We start from the raw sequence: 9,385 nt of genomic DNA, 5'->3' as shown, positions 1-9,385 counted from the left end.
TTCCCATTGCAGGCAGAAGCCCCGCCATGACGAGGGAGTAACCGTTCAGAATCCATAATTTTTCTGAGGCTGACGCACCTAAATCATGGGTTAAGCTAGGTAAAGCGGTGTATAGGATGGTCATGTCCATCACAATTAGTAATAGTGCACTTGATACAATAACAAGAATCATCCAACGTTTTAACTTTGACATGTTTCCCTCCAACAATATATATAGATAACTTGCATTTTCAAACCATAAACTATAGGGTAACCCTATAGTCAAATTTACTTTTGAACCATAGATTCTAGCGGAGGCATGTACAATGTCGGGAAACCATACACAACAATTTACTACCAGTGAATTTGCAAAAATCTGCGGAGTCACTAAACATACTCTATTTCATTATGATGAGATTGGACTGTTAAAGCCGGAGTTTACGAATTCCAACGGTTACCGTTATTACGGTATTCAGCAAACCTATGTACTTGATGTAATCCATGTGCTGAAGAAGGCGGGAAGCTCTCTCGAGGAAATTAAGTCTTTTATTCAAAATCAAAATACGCCTTTATTAATCGAGCTGTTTGAACAGAAAATGAAGGAACTGGAGCTAGAACAACTCCGAATCAAACGTATGCAAAAGCTCTTGAATGGTGCCATTGTCATGACACGACAAGCTATGAGTACTTCATATGAAGGTCTGGCTTTTGAAGAATGCGAGAAAGAATATTTTATTGCCGTTCAACTGGAACGGGGGGATGGAGACAAGGAGTTTTCCCGCAAGTTTGTCGAATATCGAAACCATTGCGAAGAGCGAATGATCGAATATGAGTTTCCGGTATGGACTGTAGTTTGTCAGGAGAGTTTTGAGACGGGACACTTCTATCCGGACTACTTTTGCAACCAAATAAAAGCACCGATTCCTGGCGAAGCGATGCTAGTCAAGCCCAAAGGATTGTATGCTGTCATGAATCATCGAGGATCATATGAAAGCATGCCCAAAACGTATCTAATCATCAAAGAGTATATAGAACGTGAGGGATTTGAGATCTGTGGAAACGTGTATGCCATGGATCTGCTCAGTTATTTTGCGGAAAATAATCCGGATGAGTATATCATCAAGATATACGTAGAAGTGTGTAAGGTTGCAGAGACGAAATAAAGAACAGAAATCGATTTAATCTAGGGGGATATTTTTTGAAATTAATTAAAGCTTATGATATGGATTTGAACGAAGAATCGTCAACGCTTCTTCAGGAATTGCTTATTGCCAGTTTTCCAGAAGTGTATCCGAAAGACCGATTGTTTTTCAAGCAAATTCCACATTGCAGAATATTAGCATTCGACCCAGATAATCAACTGATTGGACATGTGGGACTAGATTACAGAATGATGAATCTAAATGGAAAAGCAATAAGAGTGCTGGGGATCATTGATCTGTGTGTCTCCATTTCACATCGCTCTCAAGGAATCGGTTCCTTGTTGCTAGCAGAAGTGGACAAGCTGTCCAAAGAGCATATTGATTTTGTACTTTTATTTGCTGATCATAAGGACTTATATAGCAAAAATGGATTTAAACCGGTAACAAACACCTGTAAATGGTTGAAAATTGACCATGAAACCTTAACTTCAATTGGAGTTGGAATTCAGAAGGTCGATGGGTTAATGATTCGAGAAGTTGGAGCAATGCCATGGAATGAAGGGGAACTTGATTTTTTAGGTTATTTGTACTGAGTACAAAGAGCTCTCATACCAAAAGCAGGAGCAATACTTAAGGCCATAGAGAAAAGTAGGTAAAGCCACGAAATTTCGTGGTTTTTTTGTATTCTGCGGAAAAGTATTCATAAAATGAATTTGTTGAAAAAACGCAAAGTGATAAATTTTATTTATCAAGCAGAAATTTAATTTCATTCATGAAAGTTTCATGAGTTCGTTTACATGCCATAGAAAATATTTTATAATGGTCATCGGAAGATCTGTGACTAACTAAAAGTTACCAAGTGTTAAAAAGAAACTGAATAGACAACAAAGAGACGTCATGAAAGAAGGCAATCAGTAAATGAACTCATTTTTTGTAGATTCCAATGGAAACTTAAAAACCTCTTTGAAAGGCAAGGATGTTCTGTCCAATCCGATGTTGAACAAGGGCACTGCCTTTAACGAAGAAGAGAGAAAAGAGCTTAACCTGAATGGCATCTTGCCACCAATGGTTTTAAATATTGAAGAACAAGTAAGTCGCGTATATCAGCAATTGCAAAATGAATCGGATAATTTGCGCAAGAGCATCATGCTTAGTGATCTGTTCAACCGAAATATTGTGCTATTCTATCGATTAATGAAGGAGCATCTTAGTGAAATGCTGCCGATTGTGTATACACCTACGGTTGGACAAGCCATTCAGGAGTATAGCAATCAGTATCACAGACCAGGTGGTGTATATCTATCCATTAATGATGTGGATGGGCTGGAAGAAGCCTTCCGCAATAGTGGCTTGCATGCTGGAGATGTGGATTTGATCGTTGTGACGGACTCGGAGAGCATCCTCGGGATTGGAGACTGGGGTGTTGGCGGCATCAATATTGCTATCGGTAAACTGGCTGTATACACAGCAGCCGTAGGCGTTGACCCAAGCCGTGTATTGCCTGTTGTGCTGGACGTTGGAACCAATAATCCCAAATTGCTGAATGATCCATTGTATGTGGGCAACCGCCATGAACGTATTCGTGGGGAAAAATATGATCAATTTATCGAGGCATTTGTAAAAGAAACAACAAAGTGGTTCCCAGATATTCTGCTTCACTGGGAAGACCTGGGCAGCGTGAATGCCAGAAATATTATTCGGAAATACGGGGAAGAACTCCTTACATTTAATGATGATATACAGGGAACGGGCGCTGTCACGCTTGCGGCTATCATGTCTGGAGTTCAAGTGACGGGTGTACCTCTTCGTGAGCATCGTGTTCTTGTATTTGGGCCAGGGGCCGCTGGCATTGGCAACGCCGATCAGATTCGTGATGCCATGATGGAAGAAGGGCTTGAGCAGAAGGAAGCAGAAAGCCGGTTCTGGGCCTTCGATTACCGCGGAATTCTTACAGATGAGACGGAGGGTCTATTCGAATTCCAGAAACCATATGTACGTGAAGCTGCGGAAATGAAGGATTGGGCATTAAATGAGCAGGGGCAGGTTAGTTTACTGGAAGCTGTGAAACAGATTAAACCAACGATCCTGATTGGGACTTCCGGTGTGACAGGTGCCTTTAATGAACAAGTTATTAAAGAAATGGCGAAGCATGTGGAACGTCCAATCATTATGCCGATGTCCAACCCGACATCCCTTGCCGAAGCTGCACCAAGAAGTCTGATTGAATGGACGGATGGCAAAGCGCTGATTGCAACAGGTAGTCCATTTGAATCTGTCAAGTTTAATGACACTTTATATGAAATTGGTCAATCCAATAACGCTTTTGTTTTCCCTGGTTTGGGTCTGGGCGCTATCGTTGCAAAAGCATCGAAATTCACCAAAAACATGTTCACCGCTGCAGCAGAGGCCGTAGCTAATTCGGTAGATTGCTCGGCACCAGGTGCCCCACTTCTGCCAAGAATAAAAGAGCTGCAAGCTGTTTCGTACAAAGTGGCAGTCGCGGTCGCCAAAGCGGCAGTGGAAGATGGTGTCGCACGTGTGGAACTTATAGACGTGGAAGAGGCTGTCAAGGCTGCTATGTGGCATCCGGTGTACAAACCGCTGTATGCAGCCGTTCAATAATGGAATTGATTTCAGCGCAGGATGACTATAAATCCATGTGGGTCTGATAAGGGCAATTTTAAAAAGGGTTTGACTTGATATCTCGTCTTGACCCATGGCTGTATTCCATGTTAAGTTTCTGGTATTAAATTGTTGAGCCTTTAAAGGGGGGATAGAGTGATGACTGAGTTAGAGGTTGTAGATGTTTATGTGAACCTGTCAGCGAACATGAATATTGGCATGGTTCACAATATAACTAATCAGAATCCGGCACTTTATCCTCCTATGCATAGATCATCTTGGCGTTAAGTTCTAGGACGCCAGGTTTCATTATCGTATAGTCAGGTTGATGTAACGCAAAAAAGCACCGGTGAGTAGGGGCTTTTTTGCGTTTTTTCATTTGAGGATATCTTAATAACTCTGACACGGGGAATTGTGTCATTTATTCAAGAGCGGATTGAAATTCTGATTATGTTCAAATATAAAGTGAGGGACCATGTCGTGGTGAATACTCCGTCCGGTTAACTTTTATATTTCACATAAAAAGGATGATCCTTATGTCTTTAATCAACGTTACGAACCTAACCTTTGCCTATGATGGCAGTTACGATAATATATTTGAAAATGTAAGTTTTCAGTTGGACTCCGATTGGAAATTAGGCTTTACCGGAAGGAACGGAAGAGGCAAAACGACATTCCTCAATCTGTTGCTCGGTAAATATGAATACAGCGGAACTATTTCTGCAAATGTCAGCTTTGAGTACTTTCCGTTTCAGGTTGAGAACAAAGGAGCTATGACCCTCGATGTCATTGAAGAGATCTATCCTGAGTATCTGCACTGGCAGCTTGTGCGTGAGCTTAACCTGTTAAAAGTGTCGGAAGATATTCTGTATCGACCTTTCGACTCCTTATCAAACGGAGAGCAAACGAAGGTGATGCTGGCGGCCTTGTTCCTGAAGGATAATCGATTTTTGCTCATTGATGAACCTACCAATCATCTCGACATTCATGCGAGAGAACTCGTCAGTAATTATCTGCGCAGCAAAAGTGGATTTATCTTGGTATCCCACGATCGAGCCTTTCTGGATAACAGCGTGGATCATATCCTGTCCATCAATAAAAATAACATCGAGATTCAGAAAGGGAATTTTTCCGCATGGTGGGAAAATAAACAGAGACAAGATCAGTTTGAGCTTGCCAGTAATGAGAAATTAATAAAGGACATCAAGCGTTTATCCGACTCCGCCAAACGGACGGGTGGATGGTCGCATGAAGTCGAAAGAACCAAAAATGGCACGAGAAATTCCGGTTCAAAGGTGGATAAAGGCTATATTGGACACAAGGCTGCCAAAATGATGAAACGTTCCAAAAATATCGAGCAGAGGCAGCAATCCGCCATCCAAGAAAAGTCCAAACTGCTCAAAAATATTGAAAATGCAGAACGCCTTCAGATTCATCAACTGGATTATCACAAGAAGGAACTCGTCGAATTGGAACATGTATCGATTGCATATGATACGAATGTAGTTTGTAAGGAAGTGGGTTTCTCAGTTGAAAAAGGGGATCGTATCGCGCTTTATGGTAAAAATGGATCTGGAAAATCAAGTATCCTTAAATTGATCTGTGGTGAAAATATCCCTTATACAGGTCTTTTTCGAAAGGATCACCAGCTTAAAATCTCGTATGTGTCACAGGACACGTCTGATCTTGGAGGCCATTTATCTGACTATGCGGCCGCTCAGAGTATTGATGAAAGCCTGTTTAAATCGATATTAAGAAAGCTGGATTTTTCCAGATTGCAGTTGGAGAAGGATATCTCGACGTATAGTGCAGGCCAAAAAAAGAAAGTGCTGATTGCCAAAAGTCTTAGTGAGAAAGCTCATTTGCACGTTTGGGATGAACCCCTCAATTTTGTAGATGTCATTTCTCGCATGCAAATTGAAGAGTTGCTGTTGGAATATTCCCCGACCCTTCTGTTTGTAGAGCATGACAGTGAATTTTGCGCAAATATTGCAACGAGAATTATCGAGCTATAAGCAACGGGAAATGTTATAGATGCTAAGAGCCGCCGAAAGGCGGCTTTTAAGCTTTCCATCTACATCACCAATATTAGAGGACGTTTGTTCCGTTCAGGCATTGGTATTGTGAGGAACTATGCTATAATTTTATAGTATCATTCCAATCAAATGATGGATTACTGAATCAATTTATAGAATAAACTCCCCAAGAGGTGTAAACCCGTTGAAAAAAGAACTGACATCGATGAAGCAAACGAGACTTAACTCCATTCTGGACGAAGCAACCAAACTGCTGATTGAAAAGCCCAATGCATCCATGAATGACATCGCAGAATCTGCAAAAATCGGCATTGCCACCCTGCATCGTTATGTGGAGAGTCGCGAACAATTAATGGTTTATCTGGGTTTGCGTGCGATTGAGGTCGTGAGTGAGGCCATGCAAAACATTCATCTGGATGAGGAAAACTGTGAAACGTATATTCCGGAATTGATTGAAGTGCTCATTCCGTTAGGAGATAAAATATTTTTCCTTACCCATGATGCAGCTATTCACTACAACCCTGAGATCGAGGGAGCAGATTTGAAGCTGAGAGAGCCGATATTGCATGCGGTCAGCTTGTTGCAGCAAAAGAATTATTTTCGTCAGGATGTCAATAAAAACTGGATTGTAGATGTGCTGTATTCTATTCTGTTTCTGACTTGGCAGCAGGTAGTAAGTGGTGATATTGCTCGTAAATCGGCAGCTTCTCTGGTAGTGGATACATTCTATCATGGCTTCAGGGCCAGATCGTAGCCGCTAATTATGTGACTATGTTGTTGAATTTGAAGCACGTCTGGTAGTCAACCGTGTCAATTGATACGGAATGGCTCTCGGCGTGTTTTTTTTGCGTGGAAGGCTAACAAAAATGCACCAAAGCATTAAATTGATCTTATGGATACATATTCAAAATTTAACAGTGTTCAGAATTTAAGATTTAAAACTTACAAAAAATGATATAAATTTCTAGTAGATTCAAATCATTACCAAATTAAGACAGTTATTTTGCGACAAGGAGGTCGATAATCTGCACTGAAGCCGATACCGTTTCAAGCTGCTTAGCGTACGCATTCCATCATATCCAACAGGAGGGATTCCATGCTTTACACCATTATTGTGCCAGTCAACCAGGACTATAACATTCTGAACCTGTTCACCGATTCACTGCTTCGGACCTTAAGCCCGTCCACCCAAATCATTTTTATCAACGATGGTTCCGGTTCTGCGGTCTTACAGCATCTGGAGAAACTGAAGCAAGAGGTAAGGGAAGGTGTAACCATCGAGATTCTCCAGCATGATTTTCCACTTGGGTGCGCTGTATCGATCAATAGTGCACTGCGGCGGGCAGAGGGGGAGTATATTTTCTTCCTGGATTCCGACACGATTCTTCAACCGAACTGGCAACCGATGATGAAAGAGACACTGGATACTGACATTACAATCGGTATGATTGGCGGGGTTTTGTTATATCCGCAAACGGGAGGTGTGCAGCATTGTGGTATTGCATTTGCCGACACAATTGGCCGGCACTTATTCCTGAACGCATCGCCTGAAGACATTCCCAAGGAAACATTTTCGGTTCAGCTTGTCGTATTCGCCATGTTCGGCATGAAGAGGGAGGTGTATGAAACGGTAGGCGAACTGGACGAGAAGTTCTTTAACGGATATGAGGATTTTGATTATCAGATGCGAGCACGAGCAGCCGGGTATGATACGGTCATTAACCCGAATATTCTCGCCTATCACTGGGAACGGAGCAGTGGCATTCATCGCAACTTCAACCGGAAAAACAATCTGGCACGTTTCTGGAAAAAGTGGGGCGGGGAAATTGAGGCTGATGTTTGGCCATTCGTATTCAGTCATCTGAAAGAACAGCTGGATAACCAGCGTGAATATCAGCATCTGCCAATCGTTGGTATTGATCTTGCAGAAGTTCGCAGTGACGCGGATACATTCTGGACCAAGTTGGAGGAAGCTGACATTGCACCTGTTGCTGAGGTACGTGACTATTCCAACCGCTTTAACTCGAATGGAGCCATCTGGCTGCCGCAGGTTCTGGGCAAGGAGCTGATTCATAGCGAGAACCGATTTTTGTTTCTGGTGGACAATTTCGCCCGTTTGCTCGAAAACCGTTACTGGATCGAGATGAGACATGCTCATCGGGCCAAAGATCTGATTATTGATCTGTATGGCAATGTCATTACTATGGATCGCATATATGATGGCTGCTGGCCAGGCTCCAAAGTTCGCTAACTCACAAACCAAGTAAACAGGGAGGAACCAAAGGTGAAATCAAAAGAGAGCACGCTGGACCGTGCCGTAAGGTTTACCCGGAATCTGGAGTGGTTGGAACATGTCGAAAAGGTAATTCCGAGCGGATGCAGTACGTTAGCCAAGTCACCAGAACGGTTATTTCCGGGATATACGCCCGTATGCTGCGCAGAAGCACACAATTCCCGTTTTATCGATATCGATGGTAATGAATGGCTGGATTGTGAAATGGCCATGGGTACGGCACCATGGGGACATGCTCGGCACGAAGTTCAACTGACCGTCATCCATCAGCTAAAAAAAGGGACAAGCTATTCTATTCCTGCTGACATTGAACTTGAATGCGCTGAATTGATTTTGGAGCGTTTTGAAGGCCGCTACCCCTCATTGCGATTTACCAAGAGCGGTGCTGATGCAGTCAGTGGAGCTGTACGTCTGGCACGTGCGGGAAGTGGCAAAAGCAGGGTCATCGCGACAGCCTATCATGGGTGGCATGACTGGTCTGCCTATGGGTACTATGGCCGTGAAACGAAAGAGCGAGGCATCCCCGTGGATATCGAACGCACAACCATCTGGATAGACAAGCCCTCGCCAGAGCGTATCGAGTCCCAAATTAAATCCTCTCCCGAGGATATCGCCTGTATTGTTCTTTGTCCAAATGAATGGAAACGTGAGCCGTTGGAGCAAGTCGTGTCCCTATGTCGGTCATTGGATATCATTGTCATTTTTGATGAAGTCACCTCCGGCATTCGAATGGGCAAGCAAGCTACAGCAGGGGAGTATGACATCTGGCCGGATCTGCTCTGTATTTCCAAAGGCATGGCGAATGGATTGCCACTCGCAGCTGTAATGGGACCGGAACATCTGATGTCTTTATCAGGGCAGGTCAGATTCAGCAACGCCCATTCCAGCGAGACCACTGCGCTTGCGGCAGCGATTGCATGTGAGCGATTGATGAAGAGTGCGAAGGTGTGGCCAAGCTGGCGAGATGCTACAGTCCGGATCATGGATCTGATTGAAGCTGAGCTCGTGCTTCTTGGATTAACTGATCAATTGGTGTTGAAGGGGACCTATGCTAGCTTCTCCATTAGCTCTATTTCGGAGGATAACTTTCATATCGATCCTTTCCGTGAGTTTATGGTAAAAAGAATGGCCCACTTCGGAATTTTCACCAAAGGGTACTTTATTTTCTCAGATGCACATACGCGGGAAGAATTGCTGTGGGTGGAGGAAGCTCTTTTGCAGACACTATCGGACTGGAAAGAAGTTCTGAAACAGGAACACTTTTCGAATTGAGATTTACGAAAACGTTTATAATTTTTATCCAAACAGGAAAA

7 protein-coding genes and 1 pseudogene are annotated in these 9,385 nt (G+C 43.0%); 7 read left to right on the top strand and 1 reads right to left on the bottom strand.

The features are described 5' to 3' along the window. Window positions 1-193, bottom strand: a pseudogene (locus AMS66_RS33955) (MFS transporter); the annotation flags it as partial. Window positions 194-305: 112 nt separating this feature from the next. On the opposite strand from AMS66_RS33955, the gene AMS66_RS19455 reads away from it, so the two are divergent. The 7 genes from AMS66_RS19455 (at window position 306) to AMS66_RS19425 (ending at window position 9,344) form a co-directional block, all read left to right on the top strand. Beyond that, window positions 306-1,142 (top strand): MerR family transcriptional regulator, encoded by an 837-nt coding sequence (locus AMS66_RS19455; RefSeq protein WP_053782363.1) that lies wholly within the window; start codon window positions 306-308, stop codon window positions 1,140-1,142. 35 nt (window positions 1,143-1,177) lie between these two features. Further along, window positions 1,178-1,714 (top strand): GNAT family N-acetyltransferase, encoded by a 537-nt coding sequence (locus AMS66_RS19450; protein ID WP_053782362.1) that lies wholly within the window; start codon window positions 1,178-1,180, stop codon window positions 1,712-1,714. A 325-nt stretch (window positions 1,715-2,039) separates the two neighbouring features. Then, window positions 2,040-3,743, top strand: a complete 1,704-nt coding sequence (locus AMS66_RS19445; protein ID WP_053782361.1) for an NAD-dependent malic enzyme — start codon at window positions 2,040-2,042, stop codon at window positions 3,741-3,743. Between the two features lie 536 nt (window positions 3,744-4,279). Next, window positions 4,280-5,758: an Lsa family ABC-F type ribosomal protection protein gene (locus AMS66_RS19440; RefSeq protein ID WP_053782360.1), complete on the top strand. Its 1,479-nt coding sequence runs from the start codon at window positions 4,280-4,282 to the stop codon at window positions 5,756-5,758. Window positions 5,759-5,963: 205 nt separating this feature from the next. Next, window positions 5,964-6,533: a TetR/AcrR family transcriptional regulator gene (locus tag AMS66_RS19435; RefSeq protein WP_053782359.1), complete on the top strand. Its 570-nt coding sequence runs from the start codon at window positions 5,964-5,966 to the stop codon at window positions 6,531-6,533. 342 nt (window positions 6,534-6,875) lie between these two features. Beyond that, window positions 6,876-8,030, top strand: coding sequence for a glycosyltransferase family 2 protein (locus tag AMS66_RS19430; protein WP_053782358.1), 1,155 nt, complete (start codon window positions 6,876-6,878; stop codon window positions 8,028-8,030). 33 nt (window positions 8,031-8,063) lie between these two features. Next, a complete protein-coding gene (locus AMS66_RS19425) occupies window positions 8,064-9,344 on the top strand; it encodes an aminotransferase class III-fold pyridoxal phosphate-dependent enzyme (RefSeq protein WP_053782357.1) in 1,281 nt (426 codons plus the stop codon). The last annotated feature ends 41 nt before the right edge of the window (window positions 9,345-9,385 follow it).

Source organism: Paenibacillus xylanivorans (genome assembly GCF_001280595.1).
Classification (GTDB): Bacteria; Bacillota; Bacilli; order Paenibacillales; family Paenibacillaceae; genus Paenibacillus; species Paenibacillus xylanivorans.
This window is presented reverse-complemented; position numbering and strand designations above follow the sequence as displayed.

Bases quoted from the DNA above. Each gene is read 5' to 3' on its own strand.
- AMS66_RS19445 (WP_053782361.1), top strand. From the start codon at position 2,040: ATGAACTCATTTTTTGTAGATTCCAATGGAAACTTAAAAACCTCTTTG.
- AMS66_RS19430 (WP_053782358.1), top strand. From the start codon at position 6,876: ATGCTTTACACCATTATTGTGCCAGTCAACCAGGACTATAACATTCTG.
- AMS66_RS19455 (WP_053782363.1), top strand. From the start codon at position 306: ATGTCGGGAAACCATACACAACAATTTACTACCAGTGAATTTGCAAAA.
- AMS66_RS19440 (WP_053782360.1), top strand. From the start codon at position 4,280: ATGTCTTTAATCAACGTTACGAACCTAACCTTTGCCTATGATGGCAGT.